We start from the raw sequence: 17,867 nt of genomic DNA on the forward strand, positions 1-17,867 counted from the left end.
GTGTCCGCGCGCAGACACTTCCTTCTTATCTCACTTGGCATAATGGAGACTGACAATTAAATCTCCATCCTCTGAATGTTCCGTGCTGACCATTTGAGAAGTTTCTTCCGAATACAGATCGACACCTTCATACCCTGCAAGCACACTGTTAAAGTATGATTCATCCACTTTCAGAAAGCGGATGGACTGCAGCTTGCCCAAAACAAATCGGAATTCCATCTCATCACCATATACGAATGCATAATCAGCATCCTCCACTTCGTATTGCGTAGTATAGTCGTCTCCAAAGTATTGAGTGACCTTGGCCTGCGGATCGCCTAACGTTAAGCCATGCAAATAAAATTTTTCATTTGCATCTGACAAAATAGGCTGGGTAGGATCCAATAAAATCCGCGCTGTATGTCCCGGCACCTCTGGCTGGTATTTAAAGCCGGGATGTGAAGCAAAATTAGGGTCAACGTTTTGCATGAGACGTACGAGCAACTTCCCATCTCCATCCAATTCCATTTTGATTAGGTACGAATTTTCCATTGAATACATGTACCGCATCAAATTTTCTGACACAAACTTGATTCCGCCATAATCCCTATAAAGCTGCTCACCGTACTGGGAATCTACATCAGTGAAAAGAAGGGTCTCCACCTGATCTTTATATAAAAACACTATGAGTTTGCCTTCATAATCAAGCCCCATGTCCGCGCCTGTACCATCCAAATCATCAATCAGTGTATAATCCTTACCCAGTCGTTCCACGACATCCTCCAGTGAATCGCCCATCGTCACTCCATTTAAATAAAACTTACCCAGCTCAACTGTGAAAGCCGGCTTTGACAAATCGGCGATGTCACTTGGTGACTCCTTTTCTTTAGGCACGTCCCCTATATCTACCGGGGTCTCCTTACCCATTTCAGCTTGTGGATCGTCGAGAACGACTCGGAAAACAAATAGCATGGAACAAGCTACAATAATTCCGGTCATCAGCAAATAAGGCCATTTCCTTTTTGATGTTTCTTGTGCCAATGAATTTGAAACGTTTCGCATGACCCGTTCCTTGCTTTCCGACAGATCTTTCAATTCCGAAGGCAAAAACTTATTCATTGAGCAGCACCTCCCATTCGATTCCTCTCAACTGATTTCGCAAAAGCTCTCTCCCCCGTGTCAGCCGTGTTTTCACTGTACTTTCCGGAATGGATACAGTGCTTGCAATCTCGGCAATGGTCATTTCATTGAAATAAAAGTGAACGAGCACTTCCCGCTGTTTCAGCGGCAATGCCAAAATAGCTTCTCCTATTAGTTGCTGCTCCTCTTTCTTAACCAATCCATCCAAATTCCTCTTTCCTGCCTGCGGAGAAAACTTATGCTGCAGCTGTACTTTTCGGTAATTCCAGCTCCTCAAATAATCTTTGCTTCGATTCACGGTCATTTTAGCCAAATAGGCTCTGACTTCTCCACGTTCTTCGTAATTATGTTGATTGCTATAAAATTTAATAAATACCTCTTGTACGATATCCTCTGCCGTGTGGAGATCCATCACATAGCAATACGCGATGCGGAGTAAATGTTCTGTATGCTGATCCATCAATTCGATCAGTTCATTTCGATTCAATTCGATTGCCACCCCTTTCCTACATTGTAAACGAAACGCAGCTCATGGAAGTTTGGATTTCGTGAAATTAATTCCTCCCGCAACAAACATGCCCTTTTCTGCATGTGACCGGCTAAAACATGCGGGTCACCGAAAATCAGCTGTATGACAGGATTTGATTGGATATAGTAGCAGTACAAAGACGAAATCGCGGAGGGATACCATTGGAAATTATTCGAGTCGAGGGGTTACGAAAAGCATATGGAGCGAAGGAAGTGCTGAAGGGAATCGACTTTTCTGCAGATGCAGGAGATATCATTGGAATCATCGGAAAGAATGGGGCAGGGAAATCAACCTTTCTAGAAATTTTGCTGACGCTTAGATCGTACGAACAAGGAACGGTTCGATTATTCGGCCAAGAGCTGAACAAGGCATCTGATAAACAGCGCGAGCAAATAAGGCAGCAGCTTTCAGCTGTGCTGCAGCCGACCCAGTTTTACAAGACTTTAAAGGTCATTGAATTGCTTAGGCTTTTTAAAGCGTATTATCAATCACCTCTCGATGTGGAAACGATTATTGCTGACTTCAAGCTGCAGGACCATCGGAAAACGTATTTTGACAAACTATCAGGCGGCTGGAAGCAAATCGTCAGCCTCGCGATCGCGTTTTTATCGGAACCCAAGATGCTGATCCTCGACGAGCCGACAACCGGCCTGGATCCCCATATGCGCAATATGCTCTGGTCGTATATTACCGAGTACAACAAACGGACGGGTGGCACGGTCCTTCTGACGACGCACAATATGGATGAAGTCGAGTTGTACTGCGACCGGGTCATGTTGCTGAACGAGGGTGTGGCGGAAGTATTTGATTCAACGGAAGGGATTCTCGCTTCCGGCTTTAAATCAATTCATGAATTTTATCTAACACAAGTTGCGGTATAAGGAGGAGTTTAAATGATTGCTACACAATTACGATATGACTTGTTGATGTTTTCCAGAGAACTGTTTTACGTCGTGTTTACTTTGATTGTTCCCCCAGCGACATACCTGTTCATGGGTTCCCTTTACGGAGGCTTCACCTATGCCGGCAATTTAAGCTATGCAGAAAGCTATACACCGTCCTTCATTTTGCTCATTTCCTTCGGCGTCGTCTTTTTCTCTTTCGGATTTGATCAGGTTTTGAACCGGGTAAGCGGCGTCGAGAAGAGAATTTCACTTGCTCCGGTTCCTAAACGGATACTTTTGCTGTCAGGCATTTTGAAATCAATCATCGTTACAAGCTTCGGTTATCTATTTGTTACTCTGCTCGGTGTATTTGTCTACAATTTATCGATTCAATGGGTCAACGTTCTTCTGTCATTTGGACTGTTCATGCTGTTGAACGCGATCCTGCTCGTCCTCTCTTCAGCCATCTTCTCCTTTTTCAAAACGGTGAATGGGGCGCTCGTGTTTTCCATCGTCACGTTTCAAATTGTTTTGATCACGGGAGGTTTCGCGATGCCCATCGACATGATGCCTAAATTTGTACAATACATGGCTGAGGTAAACCCGCTCTACCATATGAATCAACTCTTCATAGCCGTTTGGAATGGACAGTTTCAGTTCGATCGTGCGTCGCTCATTTCAATTGGCTATATCGGCATCTGCATTCTTCTCGCATTATTCGCCCTCCGTTTTGCAACAAGACATCAAAACCGCAAGTAAGTCATGGTACGATGAGAATAAAAGACTTTCTGGGGGTGGATTTCGTGAAAGTGATACTGGACATCGACAGTGATTACAAAGAGACAAAAGTGACGATCCATTGCAATGAAGTGGATGATTCTATAAAGGAGATCCTTGATTTCCTCAAAGGGAAAAAGACCGAATTTCTCGTCGGACGAGACGGAGATATGCAGCATATTCTAAAGCCGGACGACATCCATTATTTTCATACAGAAAAGGAAGGGGTCGTCGCTGTGACAAGCGAAGGATCATTCGCCTTACGGGAAAAGCTGTATGAGTTGGAGGAAATGCTGCCCACCACAAAATTTATCCGGCTCTCGAAATCCGTCATCGCCAACTTACATGAACTGAGCCGGTTTGAGGCTTCTTTTAACGGAACTCTATGCGTTTATTTCAAATCGGGCGCAAAGGAATATGTTTCGCGGACATACGTCAATGCAATAAAAGAAGCATTGAAAATGAACAGGAGGAAAAACGGATGAAAACATTCTTAATCAGAAGTGTGCTCGGGATCTTTTTCGGATCATTTCTGACAATCATGACGATCTTCGCTGTCATCTATTTTGGAAATCATGATAAACTGAACTCCGAAATTCTTGTAACCAATGCACTGGGTACGATGTTTTGTGGCTGGTTCTTCTCCGTGACCCCTCTACTGTTTGACAATGAAAAGCTGACATTGCCTGTACAGACAGTACTCCACTTTCTCAGCGTCAGTATTTTGTACTTCATCATTGCTTTCGTTGTAGGATGGGTGCCATTCTCTATGAAAGGGTTCTTGGGCATGCTGGGCATCTTTGTGCTGCTCTATGCCTGCATCTGGTCAGCATTTTATATATATTTTAAAAATCAAGCTAAGAAACTAAATGAAGAATTGAAAGATTTATAAGCCCGCTTGCCAAGTACTCCCTTGGCAAGTTTTTTATTATTTACAACCCATTAACACAAATCCAACACGCCCTTTATATTCCTCCCCTACAATGAACTTGATCACAATTTGAAAGGAGCCAAACCATGAAAATTGCATTGTTCAGCGATCTGCACTACCCTGCCGTCGACGAGAGGATTCCGGGATTACTTGTGGCCCGTGCTGCATTCTACGAGGAATTTATCGATCATTTTCTGCAAGTGGACGCCGACCTCCATGTATCATTGGGCGACTTGACGAACTACGGCATGCCCCACGAACTGAGGAATATCTTTTCCTTGATCGGCGATCGCCGTGAGTTCATTCACGTCCTTGGAAACCATGATAACTACACATTGCCAAAAGAGGAATTGCTCGCATTGACTGGCCAGAAACGCTATCATTCATTCGAAACAGAGGAAGCGGTTTTCGCTTTTCTTGATACAGCACGCGAACTCGACTTCGAAAGTTGGGGCGGCTGGATGGACGACGAGCAATTGGAATGGTTCGAGCACGTCATCCAACATTCTGAAGAAAAACCATTGCTCGTTTTTGCCCATCACCCGGTATACAACACAACAACAGGCTCCGAACGGGAAAACGGCTCCATTCATCCCGATATCGATATGCGCTCCCTACTGAACCAAAAGAAAGGCATTGGCATGTTCTTCAATGGCCATATGCATTGCGACTCCATCGTCAAAGAAGACAACTGGACATTCGTCCAAACCGCCGCATGCCTGGACCAACCGTCCTTCCGCCTCATCAACATCCTAGACGAGGCCATCATTGTCGCCGCCCTCGATATCGAAAGCGACGAGCTTAGAAAAAATGCAGCCATCATTTACGATAACATCAATCACTTCACACACCGGCCAGACGCATGCGGAACTGACATGCATCGCAACTGTGCCGTATCACTGATTCCGACAAGCCCGGTTTTATGAATCGAACTATTCTAGACTGCCCTTTTAGTGGGGCGGTTTTTTTGTGTTTCTGGCTACTTATTTCACAAATCATTACTAAACGTTACCAAATTACAAATCCTGCGTCTAAGTAGTAGATAAGAGAGGTGAACATGATGTCCAGTGAACAATGGTTCAATGATTTTTTCGATGCCGTCTATAGTTACATCTTCATGCTCGTGAAAGACGTTCATACTGCTGAAGATTTGACGCAGGAGACGTTTATGAAAGTCATGGTAAATGAACATCAATTTAAGGGAGACTCCTCCATCAAAACATGGATTTTTCGTATCGCGTATACGACGACGATGAGTTATTTCCGGAAGAAAAGGCCGCTCACATCTTTATTTGACCTTCCTATGCCGAGCTACAAACATGAACCGTCCACCGAGGAAATCGCCCTTCTCAACGCACAACACACTCAATTTTACGAGGCACTGCGCCAGCTGAAACCAAGCTACCAGCACGTGATTATTCTTCGCAAAATACAGGAGTTTTCCACAAAGGAAACATCCATTATCCTGAATTGTTCAGAAGGAAAAGTCAAAATGAGCTTATCGAGGGCACTTGCGGCATTTAAGAAAGAATTAGAGAAAGGCGGGTTTACGAATGAAACACTTATCCGATGAAGAGATTTTCCAAGAATTGAAGCAGCTCGAAAAGGCATTTGAGCCAAGTACTGAGCAACGAAAGAATGTGCAGCGTCTTTTGTTTCAATCATCACGTCCTCCAAAGACATTTCGCCAACGGACATTTCTTCCCACCATCATTTCGCTAATCGTCCTTTGTTCCGTATTTGTTGGAGTATATATTAATTTTTCAAGTTCATCTGCAAAACTTGGTGGAGATGTAACCTCCTCTTGGAATGGAGTTTATCTAGAGCAAACAAGTCGAACAAGTCCTACAAATTATGTGATTGGATTTAGTAAAGACAGCTTCACGATTAAAGATCAATCCATTATTCCATTTATCCAAATGTCAAAGGCGAATAAAGAGGAAGCACTTAAAGGATATAAAATAAAGGAGCCAACTTTAGTTCCCGGAGAGTATACGAATTATACCGTTACAAAAAGTGGTGACACATACACCATTTCTGCCTCAGGTTCTTTCAAGTATACATTGCAGAAATTCGGCCCACGCAGATATGTCGGAGAAGATGGCATTGAATATTCCACTCCAACATACATGGATCAGGAAGGATCGATTACAGACGAGGTTACACCGAGACGGCTTGAAACAGCTGAAAAAACGGAGCATACATTTTTGATTGAATGGGGCTCCGACGCGATGGATAGTGGCAACCATGACTTTGAAAGCCACGAACATGGGAAGCTTGTCGTTTCACCAAACACATATAGCTTAGAACGCGGGCAGGCTGTTTATTATCATATGCCACCTTCTGTGACTGCGAAGAATCCCGCCATTCCAAAGATGTACATTGGAAGAGTCGTCGGATTGCCCGGTGAGACGGTTGAAATAAAAAGCGGCCAAGTGTTTATTGATGGCAGGAAGCTGGATACGTTCTATGGAAAAGCAACAGTACGCGGAATGGGAGAAGAAGAATACTTCAACACTATGCCTCGACAAAACAAAGATTCTGAACAAGGATTCAGGGAGTATTTTAATATGGATATGGCCCCTGTAAAAGTTCAGGCCGATATGGTGTTCCTACTCGTCGATCATTGGTGGCGAGGAACGGACAGCAAGGATTTTGGACCACTGCCGATAAAGGAAATAGAAGGAGTTATTATTGGCTATGAAGAATAGGCTATGAAGCCATCTTGCCGAAATCCGAGCAGACTCCTACTGTCACGCTAAGCCCAAATTGAAAGGAGACTGCACAAATGACTAAAAAACGGCTAATACTCTCGACAACGATAATTTCAGCAATTTTAGTTTTTGGCTTTCTTCTTACTAGCTTTTTTAATGGCAGCAAGAAAGAATTGGCGAAAACACGTCAAGCAGTACTTGAATATGTAACTAACGAAAAGGGCTATCAATCATCTGATATACAAGAAATTCGTACAGCATTCAGCTGGAAGGATGAACGAAGGAATGCCTATATGGCCTTTGTCACATTTGTCGACCAACCAGATTTTGAATATGAGTTTCTTTACAATGCAAAAGAGGGTGTCAGAGAAAGAGGAAAACATCGAACCAAAAAAGATCATTAGGAAAATAACGTGGTGAATATTCAAAGGGGGACTCTTCAATGAAACTCTATTCAGTCAAACTTCTGCTTGAATCCATCGTCGTACCAATTGAAGACAACTCAAAGACGTTCGAGGAAACGATTGTATTGCTCCGGTCTACGAGCCGCGAGGACATAGAAGCCAAAATCAGCAATCATTTTGTTGATGACACATACGAAAATGCAGTTGGCGGACAGACGACCTGGCGTTTCGTCACCATTTTAGATGTATTTGAACTGGTGGACGTCTTTGAAGGAGATGTTGATTTCAAAGAAGTGTATTGCCGTTTCTTGCCTTTCGATGAAATGATGACCGCAGAAGAAGTCATCGCTTTGTATTCACTCGATAAATAAAAAACTTGTAAGGCACTCGGGACATAACCCAAGTGCCTTTTCAACTCATCTCTTCCTTTTCCGTCTCCCATACATAATCCCTGCCAACAAAATTGCTGTGGCACCCGCCACTGCCCATGATTCTCTAAAGAACGGCGGATAGTACGTCAGCTCAATCTCATTCATTCCATCCTCTATTTCAAGTCCCGTAAAGGCATAGTTTGCACGGAGAATTTCCTGTTTTGCTCCATTGACTTTCGCAGTCCATCCGCGCTCATATGGAATCGGCAGCACCACATGCGAATCTCCCTTGGTATTATCCACCTTCACACTCGCATGATGTCCAGTCCATGTGACAACGGCTTGCGGTTTGTCTACGCTCTCTTTTTTCGCTTCTTTTAAGATCTCGTAGTCTTCTGTATACAACGCAAAATCTCGCACATCATATTTTCCTTTCGGGAGGCGAATGTGGATCCTCTCCTCTGCCGGCACACGGATCGTCAGTTCATTCACATTCGTCCGGTAGATGGAATCATTTTTCTTCCGTTCCGTCTCAAAGTCATTGACCGTCATCATATAGTCTTTGTCATTCTTCTTCCTTTGAATGAAGAACGATAGAAATACATCTTCTTTCAGTAATTCTGGCTTATTAACTATAACGTCGAGTCCTCCGCTCTCTTCTGTTACGTCAAGTACGCCATCTTCATATGTTCCGCCCACCGGTTCCAACGCGGCACGATCCATCAAGTTCATCAGTTCCGGAATAGAAGACGCTTGGCTTGCGGCATCCTCCAGCACGATTCCTTGCAGCATTGCTCGTTCCTTCGCAAGCGCAGGCGCCCGTTCCAAGTCGCTTTCCTGGTATATAGCCGAAGTCGTGCGCACAAATGGCAAGCTGTACTCGTTCTGATACGCTACATACTCCCCTTCTCGGGCAATCTCTTTAAATCCAAACGGCACAAGCTTCTCTTCCCCAACTTTCCGAATTACATAGGACCCGTTCAATATGGCATACAGATTGGCACGATCGCCAAGAGAGGCATAGCGGCTTACACTTTCCCGTCTCATATCAATAGCAAGATCGTCTAAATAGAAATACAACAGGTGTTTATTCAAAATGCTAGAATAGACACTCATCCCCTTGAAGTCCTGAACGATCGGCGTATTATTACGGGTATCGACCATCCAATCAATACGCGCTTGCGGATCATCTTTCATCTCCTGCAATTTGCGGATCAATGTTCGCTGATCGACTCCGTAGTATTCTTCACTTTCCATGTACTCCCGCGTGATGCCATAATAGGGTCCCTTATTTTTCCCGTTATCTCGATATGTCAATTTCTCTTGTTGGAACATGTTTGCCGTAAGGAGCGTTGAGAAAATTAGAAAGCCGGCCGTCATCCAAAATGCCCAGCGCTTCCGCCTCAGGACATACAGCAGCAAAATCACCATTGTCACAGCAGCACAAATAATTAAATACGACTCATAAAACTTTATTTTCAGCTTTGGATCAGCAATAAAAAACAACCCATACAATGCAGTGCTAGCGACGCTGGCAATCAACAGATCCCGCCACCTGACTAGTTTCAAATGATGCAAAGCCGCTCCTGCCACGCCGCCTGCTGCAAGAGCGAGGAAGTGTTCCCAGCGATATTGCGGAGCGGACAGCCCGTTGAAAAGACTTCCGACCATCGGACTGTAATGCAATACGCATAACGTGATCGTTAAGACAGCAAAAAAGCGGAACGCCCGTTTTTTATATAGAGGAACGATGAATAAACAGAGCACCACAAATGCCGGCAAGATGATAAGCCGACCATGCAGCAGTAAATTATCTACCGGTCCAATCAATGGAATGGCATCTTCAAAAAGAGGCCTATAGTTGTTTAAATAACCGTATACCGACGGAATGAAAAACGGAGCGCTGAGCCCGGCACCTGTTAGCCCGCCGAACAGAAACAGCTTGATCTGCTTTCCTTTTTTCGTCTCCTCCAAAAAGAGTGGAAACAACCAGCGGAACACGATATATATGCCCGCAATTAAAAAATTCACGTACGCAAAATAGAAATTATCAATCATATTCAATGCCAACGCGGCAATGAACCAGCGCACTTTCCCCTCTCGCATTACGGATTCCACGCCAATAAGAAGGAGCGGCAGGAATAGCATCGCATCCGCGAAGAATTCCCAATACGTCACGTGCCGGAAATACATGACGCACGTTGCGTACAGAGTTGCCGCAATAAATGCGGGAAGCTTGGCGAAACGGATCTTTCTAAAATAATATGTAGTCAATGCCAGAATGCACGTCATCCGTAAAATACTGATGACGAGTATGATATTTGCCCAGTAAAAAAGATCCGGTGTAGAAATCCAGCCCATCTTTTCCAGAAGGAATGTAATTAGGACCGTCACATAGAAGACGAGGGATGTTGAGAAGTAATAACCTAACTGCGAGAAGACTCCTCCGCCAAGTCCGAAGCTCTCCGAATAGAAAAACTCTCCTTCCGTGAATAAGTTGTAGAGGAAATACTTGAATGGGATCATTTGCGAAAGACCGTCATTGAGCCCTGTCATGTACCTGTCTTGAAAAAACTCCGACAAGAAAAAGAGATGGCTTAGGATGGCCACTGCAAGACAAGCCATCCCGAGTATAAGTTTCGGATGCTTCCAACCATTCATGCTGCTTTCAACACCTTCCCTGTCACAACGAAAGTAATTGGCACCGTCACGAAAAGAGCCGCAATCGGAGCTGCACTGCTGTTCATGCCAAACCATTCCACCAGCAAAAATAGCAGGATGAATGTGACCAACACGTTAACAGCCTGCGTCAGTGGGAAGCGGACAAACCGTGCCCATGTCGGTTTCACTCCGTATGTCACATAGCAGTTCAAGAAGAAGGAACCGATCATGCTTATAACGACAGCCACCCAATGCGCCGTCACATACGGTACATGGACAAGATGAAGACCGGCCAAGTAAAGGGCATAGTACACACCTGTATTCACAATGCCGATGAGCGCGAATTTATTAAATTCATAAGTGATGAATCGACGCATGGACATCCCGTTTCCCTTTCACTTCGGTACTCGATTGGCCGACCAAATAATGCGGCCTCTTTTTCGTTTCATTGTAAATCCGCCCGACATACTCCCCGATAATACCTAACGATACGAGCTGCACGCCTCCGAGGAACAGGACAGATGAGATGGTTGTAAAATAACCCGGCACAGCAACACCATTTTTAAATATGCCAAGTAATGTAATGGCGATATATAGCAACGCTGCCCCAAGCGAAAGCAAGCCCATGTAGAAGCAGAGACGGAGCGGCTTCGTATTGAAGGAGACGATGCCGTCGATTGCATAATTGAGCAGCTTTCCAAATGACCATTTTGTCTCGCCATGCTGCCTCACAACATTTTCATACGTAATTGTCTTCTGTTCAAGGCCGATCCAAGCGTACAATCCTTTTGAAAAACGGTTGCTTTCACTCAATAAAAGCAGGGAATCGACCGCCTTTCTGCTAAGCAGCCGAAAATCTCCCTCCCCGTCGCTCAGGCGGACATCGATTGCTTGGTTGACGAGACGATAATAGGAGCTCGACAGAAAGGAACGGACTTTGGAATCCCCTTTCCGGTTCCGTTTTGCAACGACCTGATGATATCCTTCCTCAAACCCTTGCAGTAGTTCGGGAATCAAAGAAGGGGGATGCTGCAGATCAGCGTCCATAATAATGACGGCCTGCCCGTTCGCATGCTGCAAGCCAGCCAAGATGGCGGCCTCCTTCCCAAAGTTCCGTGTGAAAGATACATACTCTGCTTCAGGATACGTAAGAAGCACACTTCGAATTTCATCCATCGTCCCGTCCGTACTTCCATCATCAACGAACAACACTTCAAAATAGGCCTGCTGATGACGCATTTCTTTTGCAATGGCATCCATGACCGAGGCAATATTCCCTGCTTCATTGTAAGAAGGGATAACGAACGAAATCATCAGCTGATCCATTTAGACACCTACTTTCTCTTGTTGAGTTACAAGTCGCTCCGGAAAATTAGTTGTAATGACAAGTGAATCGGAATGCCGATTCAGCCTCTCTAGATCCTCCGCAGTATCGACTGTCCAGACGCCAAGCTCAATCCCAAGCGGCTGCACCGCCTCTACTAATTCCTTCGACAAGAACTCATGATGGATGCCGATATAACTCGCCTCCATCCGTCTGACTTGCTCGGCAATCAACGTTGGCAAGCCAAGAAAGATAGGACCAACCGCAATGGACGGATCGAGAGCTTTCACTTGCTGCAAGGATACATGATCGAATGAAATGACAAGCACTTCCTCTGTCATGCCATGGCGTTGAATGAGCTCTACCACTTTCTCTTCCAATCCGTTGTAATAACCGGCTTTCTGTTTTAATTCAACTAACAGGCGCTTCCTACCCTTTGCTAGCAACAGGACATCCTCCAAAGTCGGAATGCGCTCATACGCAAAACGCCCGTTAAACCAACAACCTGCGTCTAGCTGTTGTAACTCCTCCACAGTGTGATCCCCGACCAGCCCACTTCTATCCGTCGTGCGCTCCAGCGTAAAATCATGAATGACGACCGGCACGCCATCCTTCGACAAATGCACGTCCAACTCAATCGCTTCAACGGTATCGTTACCGAGCGCCATCATGAAAGCAGCCATCGTATTCTCAGGCGCCCTGCCCGACCACCCTCGATGTGCAACTAATCTTCGCATGCTATAACCCCTTTTCGGATGTAATAAATGAAGACTTGCTTACCTAACAGGATTGCGTTCTACATTGTTCCAACTACTCAACCAAACTTGATTGGTCAAGAGCATTTCGCGCGCCAGAGGATTGTTTTGATTAGGGAGACCCCCGCGAACCTCCTGGCACCCGCGCATAACACAATCACACACGCGCATAAGCCAGGCCCACCCGCGCATAACCCTACCGTAACCGAGCATAAGCACACTATGCCCCCACTTATAAACAGAAACCTTTCTCCTCACTTCACCCCGGTATACACAAAAGCACGGATAATTTGCCGTTGAGCGAAGAAGAAGACGAATAGAATCGGCACCACAAGAATGAGATTGCCGGCCATTAAAACATTCCATGCCACACCGCCATCCACTTCACGCAACTTAGAAATGCCGAGCGGCAATGTCCTCGAGGCATCGGTCGTCGTCATGACGAGAGGCCAAAAGTAGTCGTTCCAATGGGCGATGAAGCTGAACATCGCAAAGGTGATTAACACCGGCTTCGCCATTGGAATCATAATCCGCATAATAATTTGCCATTCGCTCGCCTGATCCAGTCGTGCGGCCTCCAATAACTCCTCCGGCACTTGCTTGAACGACTGGCGCAACAGGAAGATACCGAATGCACTCGACGCAAATGGCAAGATGAGCGCCCATAACGAGTCAAGCAAACCCCATGCACTCATTTGCAGGTAAACCGGCAAAAAGATGAGCTGTGTCGGAATCATCAATGTCACCATCGTCACTCCGAAAAAGAAATTGCTGCCTTTGAATTTATACCGGGCAAACGCGTAGGCAGCAGGTATGATGGTCGCAAATTGCAACACGAGAATACCGAGCGCCACAATGGTGCTATTAAAGAAGTATTTTAAGAATGGCCCTGAATTCCAGGCCTTCGAGAAATTTTCCCAAAGCAGGGTGTCTGGAATCCATTTTGGCGGAAACACCATCGTCTCCCCCAATGTCTTAAATGAGGTGGAAATCATCCAGACGAAAGGCAGTGCGAATATTGTGATTAAAATCAGTAACCCGATGCCATTGAGGACCTTCCATAGCGGATTCTTTTTCATCTGCTTCCTTCCCCCTTACTGGTAATGGACTTTCCGTGATAATAGCCGGAAATACAAGATTGTAAATACTCCAATGATGCCAAGCAGAAGGACCCCTGCAGTCGATGCATAACCGATCTTAAAGAAACGGAAGCCGTTTTCATAAATGTAATAAACGATCGTGTTTGTCGAATTAATCGGGCCGCCGCCTGTCATGATGGAAATCGTCTCAAACACTTGGAATGAGCCGATCAACCCGATAATTGTTAAGAAGAATAGAGTTGGCGACAGCATTGGCAGCGTTAATTTGAAAAACGTCCGCACCTTGCTTGTGTCATCCAGTGCTGCAGCCTCGTATATATCCTTCGGAATGCTTTGCAGGCCAGCAATGAAAATGAGCGTGTAATACCCGATCCCTTTCCATACCGCCACGATAATGAGCGACAATAACGACGTCTTCGGATTTGTCAGCCACGGCACATTCGAGATACCAAATAGGTTCAGGAACCAATTGAGCAGGCCGTAATCCGTGTCCATCAGCCACATCCACAGCATGGAGATGGAGACGAGGGAAATGATATGCGGGCTGAAAATTGCCCCTTGGACAAAACCATACATCGCGCCTTTGCGGTTCAGCCATAAAGCCAGCAGCAACGAAATGCTGATTGTGAGTGAAACGGTCAACGCAGAATAAATGAACGTGTTGCGAAGCACCTGCATAAACTTGGCATCTTGTAACAGCGCCGTGAAATTGTTAAAGCCGACGTAGTTTTTATCTGGACTGATGAAGTTCCAATCATGGAAGCTTAAATAAATCATGTAGCCGATTGGATAGATGAAAAATAGCGTGAACACCAAAATGGCAGGGAAAATCATCATGTACGGCCTTGCTTTTCCTAAGCTCATCTCAAGCCCCTCCGACCATTGCCGGCATTGGCGCTTCCATATGGACTTCCGTTGCGCGAATTCGTTGCTCGTTCTCGTCAAAGAAGTACAAATGATCAAACGGAATGGCGATATATACTTTCTGCGTATCCGTGATCGGTTCCGTAAAACTTTTGATGTTCATTGTGCCGGCTTGATTCACAACGGTATAGATTGTCTCCGCTCCAAGCGTTTCGGTTGTAATGATTTCACTTTTCATCACCAGATGATCAGGCATCTTCTCCATCTCCGCGCTAATATGCGCGTGTTCTGGCTTGAAACCAACGTGACGGACACGGTCCAATAGACTTGGCAGGAAAATTTCAAGGCGCTCCCTCTCCAAAATGTTCATTGCCGGAGTGCCGATAAATTCTGCTGTGAATACATTATTCGGATCATGATACATGTTCATCGGGGAATCCACCTGCTGCACGACGCCTTTATTCAACAGAATGATCTGGTCGCCCATCGACATGGCTTCCACCTGATCGTGCGTCACGTATATGAATGTCGTACCAAGCCGCTTATGCAGCTGGATCAATTCACGTCTCATCTGCCCCCTCAATTTCGCGTCAAGGTTGGACAGCGGCTCATCCAAAATAAATACTTTTGGCTTCTTGACCATCGCTCGGGCCAGTGCCACCCGCTGCCGTTGTCCGCCCGATAGCTGCTGCGGCTTTTTGTCCAAGTGTTCCGTAAGACCAACAATGTCGCTGATCTCCTGAATCAATGCTTCTCGCTCTGCCTTCGGAACCTTTTTATTTACCAAGCCGAATTCAATATTCTTTCGCACAGTCATTGTCGGGTACAAAGCGTAGTTTTGGAACACCATCGCGATGTTGCGCTTCCCCGGCTCCACATTCGTAACGCATTGGTCGCCGATCCAAATGTCGCCGCTCGTCGGTGACTCCAGGCCGGCAATCATTCGAAGCGTAGTCGATTTCCCGCATCCGGAAGGGCCGACGATCACTGTAAATGACCCATCTGAAATGGTCAGATTCAAGTTCTTCACCACTTCATCCTCATTAAATCGTTTCACGACATTCTCGAGCCTGATTTCCGCCACTGTCGTTCATCTCCTTTTTCCGATCATAGTTTCACTGCAGAGGGTTGGCGCAAAAAGGCAGCGAGCTCCTCCACGGTCTGTACCACTCCATCCCACGCATGACCTCCGAAATGGCTATACGGTGAAATAAGGCACGTCCGTCCGCCTAAGCGTTTCACTGGCGCCAAATCATTGAATGGATTATCTCCGACTGAAAGGATCTCATGAGGAGCGTACCCTTCCTCGATCAGTTTCTTGACCATAGTTTCCATGCCGACCGGTTTTCTCGCGTCAAATACGAAATCATCAAACAGCGTACCGATATTTAAATAATGAACGAAAGCAGGGCCGGTCTCCCCTGGTGTATTCGTCATGAAAATTTTCCGCTCTACGTTCATTGCCCGGATGCTTTCGAATAAAGGGGAATGCAGACGTATTCCATGCGGCTGGCGAATCATCTCATAACGGACTTTTTCAAAGGCACTCGCCCGCTTCTCTGCAGGCACCTTGTATTTTTCTGCATAGACGTGTGCAACACACCACACATCTCCAATGAACAGCAACGAGGCAGGGTCAATTTCCTTCTCCTCTTGCTTTAGGCCCTCCCATGTAAAACTGGCTGTCGGTTCGAAATTCTCATGTTCGTACACAACATGTTGCTGACGGTCAAAAAAGCATCCAAACGGAACAGAGTGACTTCCATCCAGTATGTCGTATGCTTCCATGACGACTTCTGCAGCTTCTGTTTCATCCAAAGTCCCTTCCAGCATATAGGCAAGATAGCGGCCCAAAAAAGCATCATCCTGATATAACGTTCCATCCAGATCGAATATGACCACTTTCAATTCATCCAGCCAGTTCAACATGATCATCTCCTTTTTAAATAGGCAAGGGGAGGGCAGCCTCCCCGAGCGCCTTTATTTCAATAGTGGGTTGGCGAGTGACGCCGCTTGGTCCAATGCCTCTTTTGGCGATGTGCCTTCCAATAGGCATCTGGCGATTTCATCTCGTAAAATCGTTGCGATTTCCGGGTAGCTGTCTGCCATTGGACGCGCTTTTCCAAACTCAAGCTGATCGACGGCCACTTTATATTGAGGCGTTTCCTTATAGAGATTTTGCATTTCCTCTGAATTCACAGCGGATAATCTGCTCGGCAAGTAGCCTGTGTATGTGCTCGCATAGATTGTCTGCTCTTTCGCTGTCATCCATTTAATGAATTCCCAAGCCGCCTCCTGCTTTTCTGGAGACAGTCCTGCCGTCATGACAAGGTTCGCACCGCCAGTCGGCACACCATTTACTTTGTTTGCTGGCATAAATGCTGTATTTAACTCAAAACCATTTTCCTTTGCTATGGACAAGTTGTTCGTCAGGCCAGCTGTCGATCCAAAAATCATCGCGGATCTCCCGTTAGCAAAGTCTTGGACCGCCTGCGCGGACGCCTCATCACCAGCCGGAATCTTCAAAACACCTTCATTGGACAGACGTTTCCAGAACTCCAATGCCTCTACGCCTGCTTCGCCGTTAAACGTCACTTGTTTTTCATCCTCAGATAACATGTCGCCGCCACCAGCTCCGACAAATGCCTCGAAGAACCAAATATCGACTGGCATGCTCATCCCGACAGACTTTCCTTCAACCGTCAAAGCGCGCAAATACTCTTCGAATTCCTTCCAATTCTTCGGTCCAGCCGGATCAAGTCCCGCCTCCTTCAGCATATCGACATTCATGTAAAGGATCGGTGTACTGCGCAAATACGGCAGTCCATGGATTTTCCCATCTACGTACGAGTTGCCCATCAACCCTGGATTAAAGTCATTCAACATAATATCCGAATCCCGCTCGATGAAAGGCGTCAAATCTTCCGTCATGCCGGAGCGCGCAAACACACCGATGGAAGCAATTTCGTTCAACGTCACTTCAGGCGCATTTTTCGCAGCAAATGCCGCTTGTGTCTTCGAATGCAGATCGGCATAATTTCCTTGGAACTCTGCCTTCACCAGCACTTTATCTTGCGAATCATTAAACATCTTGACGAGGTTTTCATTGTTTTCACCGATTTTATCCCCGAATGCATACCAATATGTGATCTCTGTCCTGCCACTATCCGCCGACACTTTGTGTTCCGAACTTGCCTTGTCTTCCTTTTTGTCTCCACAAGCGCCAAGCACCATCATCAGCGCCAGCAATCCAAGCATTCTACAAATGGTTTTCAATTTGTTCCCTCCAGTTGATTGATTGGTAGTTTTTAAATGAACAAGCTGCAAACGGGTTTCATCTTTACAGTCAACCCCACCTCCATGGCTTGCCTCCCTACAGCCCATATTCTACGGTCCAATTGTTAAGCCCATATCCTCCCTATGTTAAGGTTTCG

The 17,867-nt window shown here is 45.8% G+C and carries 20 protein-coding genes; 9 read left to right on the top strand and 11 right to left on the bottom strand.

Features of this window, described 5'->3' with window-relative positions:
• Window positions 1-30 precede the first annotated feature (30 nt).
• Both L7D49_RS02975 and L7D49_RS02980 read right to left on the bottom strand, forming a co-directional pair.
• Window positions 31-1,098 carry a hypothetical protein gene (locus tag L7D49_RS02975; protein WP_238079320.1) on the bottom strand — a complete coding sequence of 356 codons (1,068 nt, stop codon included), beginning with the start codon at window positions 1,096-1,098 and terminating at the stop codon, window positions 31-33.
• Window positions 1,091-1,606 carry an RNA polymerase sigma factor gene (locus L7D49_RS02980; protein ID WP_238079321.1) on the bottom strand — a complete coding sequence of 172 codons (516 nt, stop codon included), beginning with the start codon at window positions 1,604-1,606 and terminating at the stop codon, window positions 1,091-1,093. Before L7D49_RS02980 ends, L7D49_RS02975 begins: the two co-directional genes overlap by 8 nt.
• A 203-nt stretch (window positions 1,607-1,809) precedes the next feature.
• Here L7D49_RS02980 and L7D49_RS02985 point away from each other — a divergent pair, with 203 nt between their 5' ends.
• The 9 genes from L7D49_RS02985 to L7D49_RS03025 all read left to right on the top strand — a co-directional run bounded on the left by L7D49_RS02985 (window position 1,810) and on the right by L7D49_RS03025 (window position 7,729).
• On the top strand, window positions 1,810-2,529 hold the full coding sequence (locus tag L7D49_RS02985; RefSeq protein ID WP_238079322.1) for an ABC transporter ATP-binding protein: 720 nt from the start codon (window positions 1,810-1,812) through the stop codon (window positions 2,527-2,529).
• A gap of 12 nt (window positions 2,530-2,541) precedes the next feature.
• Entirely contained in the window at window positions 2,542-3,291 is a 750-nt protein-coding gene (locus L7D49_RS02990) for an ABC transporter permease (protein WP_238079323.1), read from the top strand.
• 44 nt (window positions 3,292-3,335) lie between these two features.
• Window positions 3,336-3,794, top strand: a complete 459-nt coding sequence (locus L7D49_RS02995; protein ID WP_238079324.1) for a LytTR family DNA-binding domain-containing protein — start codon at window positions 3,336-3,338, stop codon at window positions 3,792-3,794.
• Entirely contained in the window at window positions 3,791-4,201 is a 411-nt protein-coding gene (locus tag L7D49_RS03000; protein WP_238079325.1) for a DUF3021 domain-containing protein, read from the top strand. Before L7D49_RS02995 ends, L7D49_RS03000 begins: the two co-directional genes overlap by 4 nt.
• 125 nt (window positions 4,202-4,326) lie before the next feature.
• Window positions 4,327-5,166, top strand: coding sequence for a metallophosphoesterase family protein (locus L7D49_RS03005; RefSeq protein ID WP_238079326.1), 840 nt, complete (start codon window positions 4,327-4,329; stop codon window positions 5,164-5,166).
• A 134-nt stretch (window positions 5,167-5,300) separates the two neighbouring features.
• Window positions 5,301-5,813 (top strand): RNA polymerase sigma factor, encoded by a 513-nt coding sequence (locus L7D49_RS03010; protein WP_238079327.1) that lies wholly within the window; start codon window positions 5,301-5,303, stop codon window positions 5,811-5,813.
• Window positions 5,794-6,951: a signal peptidase I gene (lepB, locus tag L7D49_RS03015; RefSeq protein ID WP_238079328.1), complete on the top strand. Its 1,158-nt coding sequence runs from the start codon at window positions 5,794-5,796 to the stop codon at window positions 6,949-6,951. The genes L7D49_RS03010 and lepB overlap by 20 nt, the downstream gene beginning before the upstream one ends.
• Window positions 6,952-7,028: 77 nt before the next feature.
• The gene (locus tag L7D49_RS03020; RefSeq protein WP_238079329.1) at window positions 7,029-7,358 is read left to right on the top strand and encodes a DUF3139 domain-containing protein; all 330 of its coding nucleotides are present in this window, start codon (window positions 7,029-7,031) and stop codon (window positions 7,356-7,358) included.
• 38 nt (window positions 7,359-7,396) lie between these two features.
• The gene (locus L7D49_RS03025) at window positions 7,397-7,729 is read left to right on the top strand and encodes a DUF4288 domain-containing protein (protein WP_238079330.1); all 333 of its coding nucleotides are present in this window, start codon (window positions 7,397-7,399) and stop codon (window positions 7,727-7,729) included.
• Between the two features lie 45 nt (window positions 7,730-7,774).
• Here the strand turns inward: L7D49_RS03025 and L7D49_RS03030 are convergent, their stop codons facing one another.
• The 9 genes from L7D49_RS03030 to L7D49_RS03070 all read right to left on the bottom strand — a co-directional run bounded on the left by L7D49_RS03030 (window position 7,775) and on the right by L7D49_RS03070 (window position 17,709).
• Window positions 7,775-10,390: a YfhO family protein gene (locus L7D49_RS03030; RefSeq protein WP_238079331.1), complete on the bottom strand. Its 2,616-nt coding sequence runs from the start codon at window positions 10,388-10,390 to the stop codon at window positions 7,775-7,777.
• The gene (locus L7D49_RS03035) at window positions 10,387-10,773 is read right to left on the bottom strand and encodes a GtrA family protein (protein ID WP_238079332.1); all 387 of its coding nucleotides are present in this window, start codon (window positions 10,771-10,773) and stop codon (window positions 10,387-10,389) included. The genes L7D49_RS03030 and L7D49_RS03035 overlap by 4 nt, the downstream gene beginning before the upstream one ends.
• On the bottom strand, window positions 10,745-11,716 hold the full coding sequence (locus tag L7D49_RS03040) for a glycosyltransferase family 2 protein (protein WP_238079333.1): 972 nt from the start codon (window positions 11,714-11,716) through the stop codon (window positions 10,745-10,747). The genes L7D49_RS03035 and L7D49_RS03040 overlap by 29 nt, the downstream gene beginning before the upstream one ends.
• Window positions 11,717-12,451, bottom strand: coding sequence for a glycerophosphodiester phosphodiesterase (locus tag L7D49_RS03045; protein WP_238079334.1), 735 nt, complete (start codon window positions 12,449-12,451; stop codon window positions 11,717-11,719).
• A gap of 272 nt (window positions 12,452-12,723) precedes the next feature.
• Window positions 12,724-13,548: a carbohydrate ABC transporter permease gene (locus L7D49_RS03050; RefSeq protein WP_238079335.1), complete on the bottom strand. Its 825-nt coding sequence runs from the start codon at window positions 13,546-13,548 to the stop codon at window positions 12,724-12,726.
• 15 nt (window positions 13,549-13,563) lie between these two features.
• Window positions 13,564-14,433, bottom strand: a complete 870-nt coding sequence (locus L7D49_RS03055; RefSeq protein WP_238079336.1) for a carbohydrate ABC transporter permease — start codon at window positions 14,431-14,433, stop codon at window positions 13,564-13,566.
• A gap of 1 nt (window position 14,434) precedes the next feature.
• Window positions 14,435-15,517 (bottom strand): ABC transporter ATP-binding protein, encoded by a 1,083-nt coding sequence (locus tag L7D49_RS03060; protein ID WP_238079337.1) that lies wholly within the window; start codon window positions 15,515-15,517, stop codon window positions 14,435-14,437.
• A 23-nt stretch (window positions 15,518-15,540) separates the two neighbouring features.
• Entirely contained in the window at window positions 15,541-16,362 is an 822-nt protein-coding gene (locus L7D49_RS03065) for an HAD family hydrolase (protein WP_238079338.1), read from the bottom strand.
• Between the two features lie 51 nt (window positions 16,363-16,413).
• Window positions 16,414-17,709, bottom strand: a complete 1,296-nt coding sequence (locus L7D49_RS03070; protein WP_238079339.1) for an ABC transporter substrate-binding protein — start codon at window positions 17,707-17,709, stop codon at window positions 16,414-16,416.
• Window positions 17,710-17,867: the final 158 nt, after the last annotated feature.

This window comes from Sporosarcina cyprini, assembly GCF_022048975.1.
Classification (GTDB): Bacteria; Bacillota; Bacilli; order Bacillales_A; family Planococcaceae; genus Sporosarcina; species Sporosarcina cyprini.